Origin of the sequence: Kitasatospora sp. NPDC057512 (assembly GCF_042802135.1) — a bacterium.
In the GTDB taxonomy this organism is placed as follows: Bacteria; Actinomycetota; Actinomycetes; order Streptomycetales; family Streptomycetaceae; genus Kitasatospora.
This window is the reverse complement of record NZ_JBHVET010000108.1, coordinates 1-15,849: the sequence shown is the minus strand read 5'-3', so window position 1 is coordinate 15,849 and position 15,849 is coordinate 1. Positions and strand designations below refer to the sequence as shown.

At 75.0% G+C, this 15,849-nt stretch carries 13 protein-coding genes; 7 read left to right on the top strand and 6 right to left on the bottom strand.

What is annotated here, in order from left to right; all coding sequences use genetic code 11:
• Nucleotides 1-190 precede the first annotated feature (190 nt).
• The 3 genes from ACFU6K_RS10470 to ACFU6K_RS10460 all read right to left on the bottom strand — a co-directional run bounded on the left by ACFU6K_RS10470 (nt 191) and on the right by ACFU6K_RS10460 (nt 2,783).
• Nucleotides 191-1,138, bottom strand: a complete 948-nt coding sequence (locus ACFU6K_RS10470) for a hypothetical protein (RefSeq protein WP_380662158.1) — start codon at nt 1,136-1,138, stop codon at nt 191-193.
• Nucleotides 1,132-1,755 (bottom strand): hypothetical protein, encoded by a 624-nt coding sequence (locus ACFU6K_RS10465; RefSeq protein WP_380662157.1) that lies wholly within the window; start codon nt 1,753-1,755, stop codon nt 1,132-1,134. Before ACFU6K_RS10465 ends, ACFU6K_RS10470 begins: the two co-directional genes overlap by 7 nt.
• 137 nt (nt 1,756-1,892) lie before the next feature.
• The gene (locus ACFU6K_RS10460; RefSeq protein WP_380662156.1) at nt 1,893-2,783 is read right to left on the bottom strand and encodes a hypothetical protein; all 891 of its coding nucleotides are present in this window, start codon (nt 2,781-2,783) and stop codon (nt 1,893-1,895) included.
• A 117-nt stretch (nt 2,784-2,900) separates the two neighbouring features.
• On the opposite strand from ACFU6K_RS10460, the gene ACFU6K_RS10455 reads away from it, so the two are divergent.
• The 3 genes from ACFU6K_RS10455 to ACFU6K_RS10445 all read left to right on the top strand — a co-directional run bounded on the left by ACFU6K_RS10455 (nt 2,901) and on the right by ACFU6K_RS10445 (nt 5,501).
• Nucleotides 2,901-3,401: a pyridoxamine 5'-phosphate oxidase family protein gene (locus ACFU6K_RS10455; protein WP_380662155.1), complete on the top strand. Its 501-nt coding sequence runs from the start codon at nt 2,901-2,903 to the stop codon at nt 3,399-3,401.
• Nucleotides 3,402-3,476: 75 nt separating this feature from the next.
• Complete coding sequence (locus ACFU6K_RS10450) at nt 3,477-3,929, top strand: MaoC family dehydratase (RefSeq protein WP_380662154.1); 453 nt, start codon at nt 3,477-3,479, stop codon at nt 3,927-3,929.
• Between the two features lie 363 nt (nt 3,930-4,292).
• Nucleotides 4,293-5,501 (top strand): MBL fold metallo-hydrolase, encoded by a 1,209-nt coding sequence (locus ACFU6K_RS10445; protein WP_380662159.1) that lies wholly within the window; start codon nt 4,293-4,295, stop codon nt 5,499-5,501.
• Nucleotides 5,502-5,570: 69 nt separating this feature from the next.
• Here ACFU6K_RS10445 and ACFU6K_RS10440 read toward each other — a convergent pair whose 3' ends face one another.
• Together ACFU6K_RS10440 and ACFU6K_RS10435 are read right to left on the bottom strand one after the other, a co-directional pair.
• Nucleotides 5,571-8,291: a DUF6493 family protein gene (locus ACFU6K_RS10440; protein WP_380662153.1), complete on the bottom strand. Its 2,721-nt coding sequence runs from the start codon at nt 8,289-8,291 to the stop codon at nt 5,571-5,573.
• Nucleotides 8,288-9,673 (bottom strand): SWIM zinc finger family protein, encoded by a 1,386-nt coding sequence (locus ACFU6K_RS10435; protein ID WP_380662152.1) that lies wholly within the window; start codon nt 9,671-9,673, stop codon nt 8,288-8,290. The genes ACFU6K_RS10440 and ACFU6K_RS10435 overlap by 4 nt, the downstream gene beginning before the upstream one ends.
• Before the next feature lie 218 nt (nt 9,674-9,891).
• Between ACFU6K_RS10435 and ACFU6K_RS10430 the strand changes: the two genes are divergently transcribed.
• Nucleotides 9,892-10,800: an acyl-CoA thioesterase gene (locus tag ACFU6K_RS10430; RefSeq protein ID WP_380662151.1), complete on the top strand. Its 909-nt coding sequence runs from the start codon at nt 9,892-9,894 to the stop codon at nt 10,798-10,800.
• A gap of 112 nt (nt 10,801-10,912) precedes the next feature.
• Nucleotides 10,913-11,563 (top strand): TetR/AcrR family transcriptional regulator, encoded by a 651-nt coding sequence (locus ACFU6K_RS10425; protein WP_063780393.1) that lies wholly within the window; start codon nt 10,913-10,915, stop codon nt 11,561-11,563.
• A gap of 56 nt (nt 11,564-11,619) precedes the next feature.
• Here the strand turns inward: ACFU6K_RS10425 and ACFU6K_RS10420 are convergent, their stop codons facing one another.
• Complete coding sequence (locus tag ACFU6K_RS10420) at nt 11,620-13,023, bottom strand: sulfite oxidase (protein ID WP_380662150.1); 1,404 nt, start codon at nt 13,021-13,023, stop codon at nt 11,620-11,622.
• A 608-nt stretch (nt 13,024-13,631) separates the two neighbouring features.
• On the opposite strand from ACFU6K_RS10420, the gene ACFU6K_RS10415 reads away from it, so the two are divergent.
• Entirely contained in the window at nt 13,632-14,111 is a 480-nt protein-coding gene (locus ACFU6K_RS10415; RefSeq protein WP_380662149.1) for a MerR family transcriptional regulator, read from the top strand.
• Between the two features lie 134 nt (nt 14,112-14,245).
• Nucleotides 14,246-15,849: BCCT family transporter (locus ACFU6K_RS10410; RefSeq protein WP_380662148.1), on the top strand; the 1,604-nt coding region annotated here is incomplete at its 3' end.

Sequence of the window (15,849 nt, the reverse complement as noted above, 5' to 3'; positions counted from 1 at the left end):
GCCCTGCTCCGGCTGCTCCGGAAGCGCCACGGACGCCGCCGCGCCCGCGGAGGTGCCGGATCCCGGCGTCGCGAACGTACGGTTCTCCACCGGGTTCCGCCCTTCCCTCGTTCGTCTCTCGCTCGTCTGGCTGGTCTGGCTGGTCTGGCTCTTCTGGCTGGTCAGTGCGCGGATCGCCCCGACGGCGCGCTCAGTTGAGCACCTGCATCTCGGCGACCTTGAGCTCGAAGGGCTTGCTGCTCTGGTTGATGCCCGGGATGGTGAACTTCCGCGGGTTCGGCCCGCCGGTGACCACCACGGTGGCCTCCCAGTGCATCGTCACCGTGGCGCTGAAGACGCCCTTCTTCTCACGGGCCGAGCTGGTCCTGAACTCGTAGCCGCAGTCCGGGGACTTCGCGTCGCCGTACGCGGGGTCGTACGGCGTGCCGGGCGTGGTGCAGGAGGTCTGGAGGTGGTCGCCGAAGCTCCAGTCCGCCTTCACCAGCCGGGGCGTGACGGTGACCGAGATGCCCGCGACCGACGCGTTGCCCGGTGCGGGCAGCGCGGCGTCGTCCGCCCAGAGCCAGACCGGGGCGTTGACCACCGCCGTGTTCTGGGGCGCGGCCCGGCCCACCGGGGGCCGGAAGCGGACCCGGTCGTAGGCGGTCTGGATGGCCGTGGCCTCCGCGTTGACGTTCTGCCCGTCCGGCGAGGTGGGCTCGAAGACGATCTCGGCGCCGCCCAGGCCCCCGTCGGTCTGCGGGCAGACCTTCGTGTAGAGCGAGCCGTCCTTGGGGTCGTGGCCGCCCCAGGCCGCGTCGCCCGCGGCCGGCGGGTTGTCCAGCGGGCGGAAGTAGCAGCCCTTGTCGCTGCTGAACCAGCCCAGCTGGGGGTCGTGGCAGGCCCACGCGACCTCGTGGTAGCTGCACAGCTGCGGGCCGGTGCCCGAACCGCCGCCACCGCCGGGCTTCGATCCGCCGGGCGTCGTGGTCGTTCCACCGGAATTGACGTCCACGCAGATCACGTTCGGGTAGCACTGCTCGGCCCCGCCGCTCGGCGGTTCGTCCGCGGTCGCACCCACCGCCGAGGACAGCAGCAACCCGGCCGACATCGACGCGGCGACCGCGATTCGCCGGGCCGGTTTCCGCGCGTTCAGCATGTCCGGTCCACCTCCCGTTTGAAGTCGTAGATCAACCAATGTGCTTGGAACCAGCGCAGGGAAGCGGTTCCGACGTACCGGTTCAGGCGTGCTCCGGGATCCCTGACGGCCCCGGTGACGGCATCGACGCGGTGCCAGCCGGACAGGTCGACGCAGTCCTCGATCACGGCGGTCTGCGGATCGGCTTTCAGGTCAACGGTCTTGACCACCGCGGAATTGCGCGGTGTTCCGGTCATCACCACTTTGGCGTCGCGCAGTTGCCGGAGGCCGACCAGGCTGTCGGACAGCGCCCGACCGGAGGAGTACTGCTCCAGTCCGTAACCGTCCGAATCCGACCGCCCGAACACCTCGGCCTGGGCCTGCCACCAGTCCTGATACGCCTTCAGGGCCAGCCGCGCCATGGCCCCTTCCGGGCCGCTGGTCGGCGCGATCGAATCGTTTGCCGAACCACTCGAAGGAGTTAGCGGGTTCACTCCCGCGACGGTGGGCGCGGCCGACCCGATGCGATCGACGGAACCGCCCGCACCACCGCCCGCACAAGCACCGAGCAGCAACACCAGAACCGCCCCACCGACCCCAACCGCCCCAGGGCGCAACACATTTCCGCGCTGCCGCATGGCCCCACCTCATTGCGACCGACCTGATCCGTGATCCACGGCCGCCAGGAGAATTCCGCCGTCCCACCGGTGTTTCCGCTGGGGATCGATTCTTCGCCAACCCACCCCATCACGGCAACACCTCAGGCCCCCTGACCTTACGCGGAAGGCGGTTCCGTCGGGGCACTTTCCCGCCACAGCACGGCCAACAGTTCCTCGGAAAGCGACAATCCGGCCAATGCGCCCCGAACCGCGGCCCGATTGCGCATCAGAAGCCGCCCGGCGTGCGGCGGAACGAGCAGGCGCGCGCCAGGCGCACCCGAACTACCGGCCGGTTCCCCGCCGTCCGTCAGCGCGGCCACGGCCGGCTGGAGATCGAGCGGGGCGACGGCCGCGGGGGCACCCGGGACGCCCTGGCGCAGGACGGTGGTCAGGGCCCGGCTGAACGAGCCCTCCCCGCCCGGCAGGACGGCGTCCCGGCCGCGTCTGCCCGGGGCGTAGCGGCTGCCCGGGCTGTAGCGGCCGATCCGGCCCCACAGCGGGACCCTCGAGTAGCTCAGCAGCTCGCCGGCGCCGTCCTCGCCGCGCTCCAGCGCCGCCCAGGCGTCCCGGTCGACCGCCGCGTCGACCAGCAGCAGCGCCTCCTCCTGGTCCCCGTGCACCATCGCGCTGACCACCCAGTCCCAGGCCAAGCCCCGGCGGTAGGCGTTGTCGGCGGTGCTGCCGGCGGTGACCAGGGCGAGCCGGCGCCCGCGCGGATCGGCCACCAGCTGGCCGACCAGGCAGACCAGCAGCCAGCGGCCGGGGTGCAGGGCGGCATCCCGGACGGCGGTGAGCATCGCGTTGGCGTCCGCGTCCGGCGGCACCGTGGTGACCCGGCAGCCGGCCGCGCCGGTGTCGAAGCACATCCCGGGCAGCACCTCGGCGAGCAGCCGGGCACCGTCCGGCGCGAGCGCCGCACCCCCGAAGGCCCGGTCGGGCCCGCCGTCCGCCCCGATCACCACCAGATCGACCCCGCCCGCCATCCGGCCGTCCCCCTCCTGCACCATTTCTCCACCCGCCGGGCAGGCTACCGCCCCGGACGGCCGCCGACGGGGCTCCCGGCCCGTCCGCTCAGGGACCATGGGCCCTATCGATGCGGGCACCGACCGAGGACGATCGGACGCATGGAGCGTGAGGACCGTGTGGAGACCCTGAGCGAGGCCGAGTGCCTGCGGCTGCTCAGCACCGTGCCCGTCGGGCGCGTGGTGTACACCGAGCACGCGCTGCCGGCCGTCCTGCCGGTCTCCTTCGAGGTCCTGGACGGGCGGCTGGTGCTCGCCGTACGCCGGGGAAGTGCCACCGCGCGCGGGCTTGACGGCACGGTGGTGGCCTTCCAGGCGGATCTGCTGGACCCGGTCACCCGCACCGGGTGGAGCGTACTGGTGCACGGGCGGGCCGACGTGGTGAGCGACCCCGAGCAGGTCCGGCGGGTGCTGCGCTCCGGCCTGCGGCCGTGGGTGGGCGATCCGGAGCCGCTGTTCGTGGCGCTGGTGCCGGAGCTGGTGAGCGGCCGCCGGCTGTTCCCGACCGGACCGGGCGCCCCGGGCCTCCAGGCTCGACGGCCGATGAGCGCGGGGCCGGTGGGGACCGGACCCGTGAACACCGGTTTCCCGCTCGGCTCCTGACAGATACCGATGGGTAGGCATACGCTTCCGGCGTCCTGATCCCTCCCCGGGTCCGTCCCCCACCAGGAGCGCACCGTGACGACCTTCGCCTCCCTCGCCGAGCTGACCGCCGCCGTCGGCACCGAGCTGGGCACCAGCCAGTGGCACACCATCGAGCAGCGGCAGATCGACCTGTTCGCCGAGGCGACCGGTGACCACCAGTGGATCCACGTGGACCCGGAGCGGGCCAAGGAGAGCCAGTTCGGCTCGACCATCGCGCACGGCTACCTGACCCAGTCGATGATCCCGGTGCTGGCGAAGGAGTGCTACACCGTCGAGGGCGTGCGGATGGCGCTGAACTACGGCTCCGACAAGGTGCGCTTCCCGGCGCCGGTGCCGGTGGGCACGGCGGTCCGGGCCACCGCCGAGCTGCTCTCGGCCACCGAGGTGCCGGGCGGGGTCCAGGCGGTGGTGCGCTTCACCGTGACCAGTGAGCGGAGCGCCAAGCCGCACTGCGTAGCGGAGACGATCACCCGCTTCTACGCCTGACGGAGGGCGGGCCGACGGACGGTCCGACGGGCGGGCCGGCCCGCGCTCCACTCGGCGCGGGCCCGGGCCGAGCGGAACCCGGGCACCGGCCCGGGCCGCCTTCCCCGGGTACGCCGATTGGACCGCGCCGGGCTCTCCACCAGGTCCGGACGGCCCACGGCGAGTAATCTCCGACGAGATGGTTGTCGTATCGCAGCAGCCCCACCCGCCGCTGTGCTGCGCGCCCCGGCACGCCCGGTAGCCGTGACCGTCCCTGGAGGAGCCGTGCCCCGCCCCGCCCCGTGGTTCTCCCGCCTCGCCGGTCTGACGTCGCAGCTCGCCCCGCCGTCCACCGGCCCCGCGACCGAGCGCGCCGTCCCCGGCCTGGCCGGACTGCCCCGGTCCGCCTGGCACCGGATCCGGACCGACGCCTTCGGCGCCGAGCCCCGGGGCGAACGGCTGGCCCGCATCCGCCGCTCCCCCCAGTTCGCCGACGGCGCCTTCCGCAACCCGGTGCCGACCCGCCGCCTGGTGTACGAGCGCAGCCCGCTGGAGATCACCCGGGCCCAGCTGACCGGGGACAAGACCCGCCGGACGCCGACCGCCGCCGTCCCGGTGCACCGGCTGCTCCCCGTCGACCTGGCCGCGCCGCCCCGGTCCGGACTGCGGCTGACCTGGCTGGGGCACGCCACGGTCCTGGCCGAGATCGACGGACGGCGGGTGCTGCTCGACCCGGTCTGGGGCGAGCGCTGCTCCCCCTTCTCCTGGACCGGGCCCAAGCGGCTGCACCCGGTGCCGCTGCCGCTGTCCGAACTCGGCCCGGTGGACGCGGTCGTGATCTCCCACGACCACTACGACCACCTCGACATGGGCACCGTCCGGGCGCTGATCGGGACGGGCGCGGCGTTCGCCGTCCCGCTCGGGGTCGGGGCGCACCTGGAACACTGGGGCGTACCGGCCGAGCGGATCGTCGAGCTGGACTGGTGGGAGTCGGCCGAGGTCGCCGGGCTGACCCTGACCGCCACGCCGGCCCGCCACTACTGCAGCCGCGGGCCGCGCACCAGCACGCTGTTCCTGTGGGCGTCCTGGGTGGTGGCCGGTGGCGGGCGGAGGATCTTCCACAGCGGGGACACCGGCTACTTCCCCGGCTTCGCCGAGATCGGCCGCCGGCTCGGGCCGTTCGACGCGACGATGATGCAGGTCGGCGCGTACAGCGACTTCTGGCCCGAGGTGCACATGACCCCCGAGGAGGGCGTGCGGGCGCACCTGGACCTGGGCGGCGAGCTGCTGCTGCCGATCCACTGGTGCACCTTCAACCTCGCGCTGCACCCCTGGGAGGAGCCCGCCGAGCGGGTGGTCACCGCCGCCCAGACGCTCGGCGCCCGGCTCGCGGTGCCCCGCCCCGGCAAGCCCTTCGAACCGGCCGCCGCGCCCGCCCTGCGGCTGTGGTGGCGCGCCGTCGCCGCCGGCCCGCACGGCATCCCGCCGCTGGTCGGCGAGCGGTCGGAGCAGGCGGTGGCCGGCCCGGGGGCGGGCGGGGCGCGCGAACAGGCGACGACTTTCAGCGAACAGATTTCAAAGTCTGTTCGCTGAAAGTTGTTCGCTGAAAGCTGTCGGCTGAAAGTTGTCAGCCGACAGCCGGCCCGACCCGTACCGCCCCCGTCAGCCCGCGAGGACGTCCCGCAGCGCCCGGGCCTCCTTGACCACCCGGCCCGAGCCGCCGCGTCCGGCCGCCGCCGTCACCTCGGCGACCGGCCCACGGGCCCCGGTGCGCCGGGCGCAGTCGGTGGCCAGCGCGATCAGGTCGCCCAGCCCGCGCGCCGACTGGTCGGCCTCCCCCAGCAGACCCGGCAGGGCCGCCCCGAGCACCGACCAGACCGTCGCCCGGGCGCCGGTCTCCGCCGCCGTGGTGAGCGCCGCCCCCAGCCGGCCGGCCATCACCGTGCCGCAGGCCACCAGGGCGCCGAGCTCACGGCCGAGCAGCCCGCCGTCCAGGTCGCCGCGCGCGGCGAGCACCAGCAGGGCGTCCACCGCCGCCGTCCGGTCCTCGGCGTGCCGGGCGCCCAGGCCGTACGCCAGCGCGAGGTGCAGTGCGAGCCCGGCCGGGCCACCGGCCTCGGCGAGCAGCGGGAGGTAGCGGGCGGCGCCGCGCTCATCCTGGTCGGCGCCCTCGGCGAAGGGGTCGAGCCAGCGCGCGGCCAGCTCCTCCCGGTGCCAGGGGAGCATCGCGAACCAGTGCTCGACGGGCCGCCAGTTCCAGCCGTGCACCCTGCGCACCCGGGCGACGCTGGGCTCGGTGCCGTCCAGCAGGGCCCGCAGTTCGGCCGTGAGCCGCTCGCCGCCCGGCCCCTTCGGTCCGCTACCGATGCCCGGCTGGGCGACGGCGATCCGCTCGACCTCCTCCCACCAGCGGTCCCCGTACCTGTTGGTGTGCCGCACCCCCTTGCCGGGCGCGAACAGCACCCGCTCGGAGGGCTGCCCGGGCAGGCCGCCGGTGCGCAGCCAGTGCGCCACCCACCGCCCGGCCGGGGAGGTGAGCTCCTCGGCGGCCTTCAGCACCGCCTCCTCCGCCCGCACGTCGACCCGCAACAGGGCCTGGGAGAGGTCGGCCTTCCCCGGCTTGACGCCCGCCGCCTCGTACCCGGCGAGCCGCTCCACCAGTTCGGCCGCGTCCAGTGCGCCGGTGGCGTCGGTGGGGGTGGCGAGCAGGTACGGCAGCCGGGCCTGGTGGACCTGCCAGGCGGCCTCCTCCAGCCGGGCGGCGAGGACGGCCCCGTGCACGGTGGTGTTCGCTCCGCGCAGCACGGAGCGGCCGTTGCGGCCGAGGTAGTCCCAGACCTTCCACGGCGGCGTCTCTCCGGCCACCGCGGCCACCACGTAGAGGATGTCCCGGGGCACGCAGTCCCCCCAGCTGTTGCCGCCGCGCCACGGGTGCACCCGGCGGACCGGCTCCAGCACCGTGACGAGCGCCTTCCGGTCCAGGTGGGTCAGCCGGACCAGCCCGTCCAGCACCCGCTCGAAGTCCGCCACGGCGGGCTCCTGCGGGGCCAGCAGGGCGGACAGCTCCTCCGCGAGTTCCACCGCCGAGCCGATCGGGGCGCCGAGCGCCCTCGGTGCGGGGGCCGGCGGGAGGAAGGCGTTCCACCCGGCGTCCGCATCGTCCTCGTCGCCGCCGACCGGCGCGCCCAGCAGGTCGCCCGCGCGCCGGTGGTGGGCCGGGTTCAGCGCCTCGGCGGCGGACCGCAGCTCCGCCACCACCGCCTCCCCCGCCGCCTTCAGGTGCCGGGCCACCACGTTCAGCGCCCGTTCCTGCAGGGCCGCGTCGGGGTGCCCGAAGGCCTCGGCCGCGGCCAGCACCACCGGACCGGAGCGCCCGGGCGCGCGCCGGGCCGCCTTGTCCAGCCAGGCCAGCTGGGCGCGGACCAGCTTCTTCTCGGTCCGGAACAGCACCACCGCCGAGGCCTCGGAGAGCACCTCGGGCTCGATCAGGCCGGCCTCGTCCAGCCCGGCGAGCACCTCCTGGGCGTGCCCGGCGAGCACCGACTGGCCGTCCAGCAGCGCCACCAGGTCGCGCACCCGGGCCGCGTACTCGGCCGGCGTCGGGTCGAGCGCCCGCAGCACCTCCAGGAAGGCCCGCTGGTCGCCCGGTTTGCCGCCGCGCAGCAGCCGGGCCAGGCAGCGGTCGAGCAGCTCGGTCCGGTCGACCACGCCGGCCGCGGCCAGTTCGCCGATCGCCTCGGTCCAGACGTCGCCGGGGCGCGGGCTGTGCCGGAACGTCAGCGGCCAGCTGATGTCGGCGAGTTCGAGCAGCTCGGGCAGCAGCACCGGGGTGAAGGCGTCCTGGCGCAGCTTCTCGGCCAGCGTCGGGCGCGCGCCGCCGCTGCCGAAGTGCTGCACGCTGTCCATCCAGCCCCGGACGAAGGTCTCGCCGCGCGGCACCTCGCAGCCGGTGCGCCGGACCACCGCCTCCATCACCGGGTACATCGACCAGCCCTGGTTGCGCGCCGGCCGGGCGGCGAGCCGGGTGACCACCTCGACCTGCCACTCCGCCGGCTGCGCCTCGACGACCCGGTGCAGCACGGAGTTCCGGGCCCAGTCGCGGACGCCGAAGTCGCTGCCGGCCAGCCAGGTGGCGGCCGCGGCCGGGCCGGAGTGGCAGCCGGCCCCGGCCACCAGCAAGCGTCCCCTGATCTCGGTCGCCTCCCGGGACCACTCCTGGCGCAGCTCCTTGCGCAGCGCCTTGAGCGCGGTCAGGGCGGCCCGCCGCTGGGCCGCGTCCAGCCCGGCCAGCAGCTCCGGTATCCGTGCCAGCCGCCCGGACCGGACGGTCGTCAGCAGGTCGTCGACGGGCCCCTGCCGGTCGGCCCCCTCCGCCGCGCTCACGCTCCGGCCCCCTTCGCCCCGGCCGCCCCGGCGGCCGTCTCCCGCACCATGCCGACCGCGAGCGCGTGCTTGCACGGCCCGCGTCCGCCCCGGTACTTGCCCCACCACAGGCAGGTGCAGCTCAGCCGCCCCGACGCGTCCGTCCGCACCCGCTGGATGTGGTCGTCCACCGTGACGACGGCCGTCGCCCCGCCCTCCTCCAGCCGTACGGCGCCCGCCTCGACCAGTGCCCGGGCGGCCCGCAGCCGGGGGTTGGCCGCCTCGGCCCGCCCGGCGTCGTACGGGAGCTGCCGGTGGAAGTACGCCGCCTCGGCGGTGTCGTAGCCGATCTGCCCGGCGGTGCCCAGCCGGGTGAGCGCGGCGCGGACCCGCTCGGGGCTCAGCCCGGACTGGGCGGCGAGGTCCCCGACCTCGATCCGGGGCTCCCAGGCGAGCAGCACCGCGATCAGCTCGGCGTCCCGTTCGGCCGCGCCGGTGGCGAGCGAGTCGAGCACCCCGCCCTCGCCGGAGAAGCCCCGGGCGGCGTCGGGCGACAGCGTCAGGGTCAGCCGCATGCCGGGCAGCACCGCCTCCCAGGCGGAGGCGGTCGGCTCACCGGCCGCGACCGGCCCGTACACCCGCAGCGCGAGCGCGTGCCGCAGCACCCGCTGGAGCGCGACCAGCCGCTCGGGCCCGGGCAGGCAGACCGCGCCGGGCACCGGCCGGGTGGTCGGCCGCAGCGCCTTCCCGGCCGGGACGACCCAGCCGACGCCTGACCGCCCGCCGCGCGGCAGCGAGCGCAGGAACCGGACCGCCTCGGCGGCGGGCAGCTCGGCGCGCGGTTCGAAACCGGCGGCGACCACCTGGGTCTCGGCGAAGCCGCGCAGCCAGCGCTCCGGCAGCGGCACCTTCTTCTCGACCAGCGGGCCGTCGAAGGTGGTGACCTCCAGCGCGTCCGGCCCGACCGCGAGGTGCAGCGGGTCGGCCGGGCCGATCCTGGTCAGCGCCTCGCGCAGCGGGTTGTTGACGTCCACGTTGGTGGTGCCGTGGCCGATCTCGTCCCCGTCGAGCCCGGCCCCGAGCACGTCGAGCCGGGCGTAGACGCCGCAGCAGCCCGAGAAGGACTCGAAGCGCAGCCGGTCCCCGTTGGCGGTGACCACCGGGTCGAGCGAGGCGCGCAGCCGCGGCTGGTAGTAGCGCGCGGCGGCGACGTCCGCGACCGCGAGCAACGCGGCGGCGGCCGGCGCCGGATCGGCCAGGAAGCCCGCGAAGAAGCGCGGGTTGGCGGCGGCGCCGAGCGGGGTGGCGCCGCCGGAGGTGGCCAGGTCGAGGTGCCGGCCGTCGGCGCCGTCCAGGACGGCCGACGGGCGCAGATAGGCGTACGCGTGTGCGGATTGCGTCATGCCGAGCACGCTAGGTGAGGGCACTGACAATCCGTCGGGACGACCCCGGGGCGGCCTCGGGGCGGCATCGCGAGGGCACCGGGAGGGCCTCGACCAGGCCGGGAGCGGGGCGCGGTCCGATGATCAGACTGGAACGTGTTCTACGTCATCATGCGAGCCCGCGGACGGCGTTACCCAGGTCACACCACCACACGGTTGGCTTCTGCCACTATGGCTTCGTGACCGACCTCACCGAACCGCACGTCCGGACCGAACGGCGCGCCGTGCCGACCGCCCCGTTCGCCGAGCTGCTGGAGATCGAGCGACTGGACGAGAACACGTTCCGGGGCCGCTGCCACGCCGGCGCCCCGATGCGCGCCTTCGGCGGGCACGTCGCCGCGCAGGCGCTCGTCGCCGCCGGGCGCACCTGCGAGGACCGGCGCCCGGTGCACTCGCTGCACGGCTACTTCCTGCTGCCGGGCACCCCGGGCCACCCGATCGACTACCTGGTCGAGCGGGTCCGCGAGGGCCTGTCGTACACCACCCGCCGGGTGACGGCGCTCCAGCGGGGGAACGAGATCTTCACCCTCTCGGTCTCCTTCAAGCACCCCGAGCCGGCCGCCGACCGCCAGCGCGGGATCCCGCCGCTGCCGCACCCGGAGTCGCTGCCGAACGCCGTCGCCCTCCTGCCCGAGGAGGTCCGTCGGGGATTCGCCGCGGCCGGCGGCTTCCGCGACCTCGACCTGCGGTTCGTCCCGGTGGACACCCCCGGGCTGCCGCCGGCCGCCCCCGGGCTGCTCCAGCAGTTCGTCTGGATGCGCACCGCCTCCCCGCTACCGGACGGCGACCCGCTGCTGCACGCCGGCGCGCTCACCTACCTGTCCGACCTCACCCTGGCCTCCACCGTCGGGCTGAACGTGCAGCCGAACTTCTTCCAGCGCACCGAACCGCCCCGGCTGCTGATGGCCTCGCTGGACCACGCGATGTGGTTCCACCGCCCCTTCCGGGCGGACGAGTGGCTGCTGTTCGCCCAGCGCAGCCCGTCCTCCTCGGACGGCCGGGGCCTGGCGCTCGGCGAGTTCTACGACCTGGACGGCCGGCTGGTCGCCTCCGCCGTCCAGGAGGCACTGGTCCGCGACCCGTCGTGACGTCTCCGGGCCCCCTTGTCACACCTCCGGCACCCCGGTGACCGCCGGACGAACGGAAGGGGGCCGGACGGCGTCATACTCCTGAGCGGCCCCGGCCCGTATCATGGTGCGGGTGACCAAGGTTGACCTGTCACCACGGCCGGTGGAGGCGATGTCTCCGCGTCAGCTCGAACGCCGCGAAAGCCTGATCGCGGCCGCGCTCGCCCTGGTGAACGAGATCGGCGTCGAGCGTATGCAGATGAAGCAGGTCTGCGAGCGGTCCGGAGTCGCCCTGGGGACGGCGTACCGCTACTTCTCCTCCAAGGACCACCTGCTGGCTGCGGCGATCGCCGAATGGCACCGCCTGCTGCTGGCCGACCTGGTGGCCGAGCTGCGCGGGCCGAGGGCCGGGCTCGGGGCCACCGACCGGGCGGTGCGGTTCGTCCGGGGCGGGATGCGGGCCTACCAGCGGCAGCCCGAACTCGCCCGACTACGGGTGGCCGTGGCCGCCTCCACCGACCCCTTCGCCAGCGAGGCCCTGCAGGGCATGGCCCGGGCCGACAGCACCGCCCTGCAAGCGGTGACGGCCGAGGTGCCGGCCGCCGCGAGCGACCTGGTGCGGCACATCGTGGCCCACGCCTGGCAGGGCGAGCTGACCGCCTGGGTGACCGGCCGCACCACCCTCGGGGACGCCCGGCGGCGCCTGGAGGACGTGGTGCGGCTGGTGCTGACCCCGTACGAGACGCGCTACCCGGCCCCGTACGAGGTCCAGTCCACCGGCTGAGCCGCGCCGCGCCCCGCCTCCCGGGGCTCACGGCGCGGCGCGGACCACCGCTCGGCTCAGACCACCGTCACCGGGTGGGCCACCACGGCACCGAACAGGTAGCCCTCCCGGTTGAACGGCGCCCGCTCGGGCTGGGTGTTCCCCCGGCGGTCCGTCGCACGGGCGCGCAGCTCGTACGGGCCGGGCCGCCCGGGGCGCCAGTCGAGGCTCCAGCGCGTCCAGCCGTCGGCCCGCGGCTCGTCGCGCAGCTCGGCGTGCCGCCAGGTCCGGCCGCCGTCGGTGCTGACCTCGACCCGGCGCACCGCCGCCGCGCCGGACCACGAGCGCCCGTGCAGCCGGTGCTCGCGGTCCGCCGCCAGCCGCGCCCCCACGGCCAGCTCGAAGGCGCTCTTGACCACCTGGACGGTGAGCGGGTCGCCACCGCCGGGCGGGTAGTCCGGGCCGAACATCCGGTAGAAGTCGGTGTTCCACGGCGAGTACAGCGGGTGGTCGGCGACCTCCACGCTGCCCACCCACTTGATCGAGGCGATGCCCACCCAGCCGGGCACCACCAGCCGGGCCGGGGCGCCGTGGTCCGGGGTGAGCGGCTCGCCGTTCATCTCGTACGCGAGCAGCACGTCGTCCAGCGCCTTCGCGATCGGCAGCGGGCGGCGCACCGGGCCGTAGTTGGTGCCGCCGGCGACGAAGTCCGGGTCCAGGCCGGTGGGCAGCACGTCCACCGCGGCCCCGGTCAGCCCGGCGGCCCGCAGCACTTCGGCCAGCCGGACGCCCCGCCAGCTCGCCGAGCCGACGCCGCCGAGCGTCCACGGCGTGCCCGGGACGGGCTGGTCCTGCTGGCCGGAGTAGTAGCTGCGGCCGTTGCCGGCGCACTCGATCAGCGCGCTGATCCGGGTGGACGGCAGCTCCCGCAGGTCGTCCAGGCCGAACTCGACCGGGCTCCCGGCCGTCGGGGCGCCGCGCAGGCCGCTGCCGAAGAGCCTGAGGCTCCAGGTGTCGGGGTCGATCAGCGGGGTGCTGGTGTGGTTGCGGACGAAGAACCGCTCCACCGGCACGTGGCGGCTGACGACGGCAGCGCCGTCGGCACCGCGGAAGGTGTCCCAGCGCGTCTCGGCGTTGGTGCCGCGCGGCACGAACCACTCGGCGGGCAGCGGTTTGACGATCCCGGGCACGGGCCCGGACGAGGACGCGGGCACCTCCCCGGGCAGCTCCTCGGCGGCCGCCCGGCCCGCGGCGACCGGCGGCGCGGCCGGGACCGGCACGGCGAGCGCCCCGGCGGCGGAGGCCGCCCGCAGCAGCGTCCTGCGGTCCACGCCGTCGGCACGCGCGCCGTCCCGGGCGGCCCGCGTCGGCTCGGCCTGCCTCCGATCTGTCTGCCTCCGATCGGTCTGCCTCCGGTCGGCCGGCGTCGGATCGGCCGACGTCGGGACTGCTTCGTTCGGGGTGCGGACCTCGTCGTCCATGAACGGCGTTCCTTCCGTTTCAGCGTGGTCGGTTCGGCGCCGCGCGCGACCGCGGCCGCCGCCGGGGCCCGCGGGCCGTCCTGGACGGGCTTCCGCTCCCCGGTCTGACCTACTCACCGGTGTGGACTCCTACCGTTCCCATTGTGTCGGCGAAACCCCGCCCCGCAGCGGAGCACCCGGTGTCAGCCACCCCGCTCGCCCGGATCGTCCGGGGTCCCGGCCCCGGACTGCCGCTCGCCCACGGGGCCGGGGGCAGCGCCCGGAACGACCGGGGCCCGCTGCCGCCCGACCTCGCCGCCCACCGCACCGTCGTCGCCCCCGGCCATCCCGGCTCCGGCAACAGCCCGTCGAACCTAGCGAGCCCAGCCCGGACGAACCGCCGAGCGGCTGGTCGCCGTCGCGGACGAGGAGGTCCTGGACGCCTTCGATCCGGCCGGAACCCGGCACGGCCGCCGGGCCCGTCCCCGGCGCGCGCCCGGCCGAACTCACCATCGGGCACCTGCCGGTGGTCGAGGCACGGCCCGAACTGCGCGACGTGCCGCCGGAGTTCCTCAGGAGCCGAGCTCCCCGGGGGGAACACCCCGGCAGGCGGCGGCGTTCGCCCGGTCATGCGCATCGGAGAACTCGCCCGCCTGACCGGGGTGTCCACCCGCCTGCTCCGCTACTACGAGGAGCAGGGCCTGCTCCGGCCGGACCGCACGGCGGCCGGCCACCGCGAGTACGGCGAGGAGGACACCGTCCGGGTGTGGCAGGTCCGCAGCCTGCTCGCGGCCGGTCTGAGCACCCGGGTGATCGCCGAGCTGCTGCCCTGCGCCACCGGTCCGGTCCCCGTCCTGGAGGCCTGCCCGGAGCTGCTCGCCACCCTGCGCGGCGAACTCGCCGACCTGGACTCCCGGATCGAGGACCTCACCCGCAGCCGCCGGGCGCTCTCCCACTACCTCGCCACCGCGCGCGACTCCGGGCCCGACCACGGACCCGACCGCCGGCCCGACCACGGGCACAAGCACGGGCACGACCGCCGGCCCGACCACGGGCACGATCACCGGCACGAGCACGGGCACGACTACGGCGAGGAGCGGGCGGCCTGACGGGACGTAGGTCCCGACCCCGCGCCTCCCCGGCGCGCCGTCCCTCCGCTCGCGGAGCGGACTGGACATAGTGCGACATACAGCTTGAATCCGAGCGTGCCGACGCACGCCGAGTATGTCGAGGGGTCCATCCGATGAGCAGCCAGCCGCCCCAGTCCGACCAGCCCGTGGAGGAGCCCGACGAACCCGCCGCGACCCTTCCGGCCGACCGGGCGGTGTTCGGCATCGGCGCCGTCCTGGTCCTGGCGGTGGTCGCCTGGGGCGTCTTCGCCGAGGACTCGCTCGGCCGCACCTCCGACACCGCGCTCGGCTGGGTGCTGCACAACTTCGGCTGGCTGTTCGTGGTGGCCGCCGACGTCTTCCTGGCGCTCAGCGTGCTGCTCGCGTTCAGCCGCTTCGGCCGGATCCGGCTCGGCCGCGACGACGACGAGCCCGAGTTCTCCACCCTCGCCTGGATCGCCATGATGTTCAGCGCCGGCATGGGCATCGGCCTGATGTTCTACGGCGTCGGCGAGCCGCTCCAGCTCTTCGCCTCCCCGCAGCCGGGCTCCGGCCTGGAGCCGCAGAGCGCGGCCGCCGCCCAGCAGGCCCTGGAGTTCTCGCTCTTCCACTGGACCCTGCACCCGTGGGCGATCTACGCGGTCGGCGGCCTGGCCCTCGCCTACACCACCTTCCGCAAGGGGCGGGGCAACCGGGTCTCCGCCGCCTTCGTCCCGCTGATCGGCCGGCGCGGCGCGGACGGCTGGGCCGGGCGGACGATCGACCTGCTGGCCGTGTTCGCCACCGTCTTCGGCTCCGCGACCAGCCTCGGCCTCGGCGCGCTCCAGGTCGCCGACGGGCTCGGCTACATCACCTCCGTCCGCAACACCCAGAACGCCCAGCTGATCATCATCGGCTCGCTGACCGCGGCGTTCGTGGTCTCCGCGTTCTCCGGGGTGCACAAGGGCGTGAAGTGGCTCTCCACCGCGAACGTCGTGCTGGCCTCGCTGATCATGGTCTTCGTCTTCGTGGTCGGCCCGACGGTGTTCGCCCTGGACGCCATCCCCTCCTCGGTCGGCGGCTACCTCTCGAACCTGCTCGGGATGTCCACCCAGACCGGCGCCTTCACCGACGAGAGCTGGCTCGGCTCCTGGACGATCTTCTACTGGGCCTGGTGGCTCTCCTGGGCGCCCTTCGTCGGCACCTTCATCGCGCGGATCTCGCGCGGCCGCACCATCCGGCAGTTCCTGCTCGGCGTGCTGCTGGTGCCCAGCGGGGCCACGGTCATCTGGTTCTGCGTGATGGGCGGCACCGCGATCCGGCTGTCCACCACCGGCGCGGCCGACCTGGTCGCGACCATCCCGCAGGGCCCGGAGGCCTCGCTGTTCGAGATGCTGCGCGCGCTGCCGCTCGGCTCGGTGACCAGTGTGGTCGCGGTGCTGCTGGTGATGACCTTCTTCATCACCAGTGCCGACTCGGCCTCGCTGGTGCTGGGCTCGCTCTCCAGCCGGGGCTCGCTGCACCCGCGCACCTGGCTGGTGGTGGTCTGGGGCGTGCTGATGGGCGGGGTCGCGGCGGCCCTGCTGCTGGCCGGCGGGCTCACCGCGCTCCAGAACGCGACGATCCTGGTCGCGCTGCCGTTCGTGGTCGTGATGCTGCTGCTGTGCGTCTCGCTGGTGAAGGAGCTCCGCGAGGACCCGGCCGCCGCCCCCGCCCGCTTCCACCCTCCGCACGGCCTGCGGGACGCCGTCCGGGAGGT

Coding starts and splice junctions, on each gene's coding strand:
- ACFU6K_RS10420 (WP_380662150.1), bottom strand. CDS start 13,023: ATGGACGACGAGGTCCGCACCCCGAACGAAGCAGTCCCGACGTCGGCC.
- ACFU6K_RS10415 (WP_380662149.1), top strand. CDS start 13,632: ATGCGCATCGGAGAACTCGCCCGCCTGACCGGGGTGTCCACCCGCCTG.
- ACFU6K_RS10460 (WP_380662156.1), bottom strand. CDS start 2,783: ATGGTGCAGGAGGGGGACGGCCGGATGGCGGGCGGGGTCGATCTGGTG.
- ACFU6K_RS10470 (WP_380662158.1), bottom strand. CDS start 1,138: ATGCTGAACGCGCGGAAACCGGCCCGGCGAATCGCGGTCGCCGCGTCG.
- ACFU6K_RS10435 (WP_380662152.1), bottom strand. CDS start 9,673: ATGACGCAATCCGCACACGCGTACGCCTATCTGCGCCCGTCGGCCGTC.
- ACFU6K_RS10455 (WP_380662155.1), top strand. CDS start 2,901: ATGGAGCGTGAGGACCGTGTGGAGACCCTGAGCGAGGCCGAGTGCCTG.
- ACFU6K_RS10465 (WP_380662157.1), bottom strand. CDS start 1,755: ATGCGGCAGCGCGGAAATGTGTTGCGCCCTGGGGCGGTTGGGGTCGGT.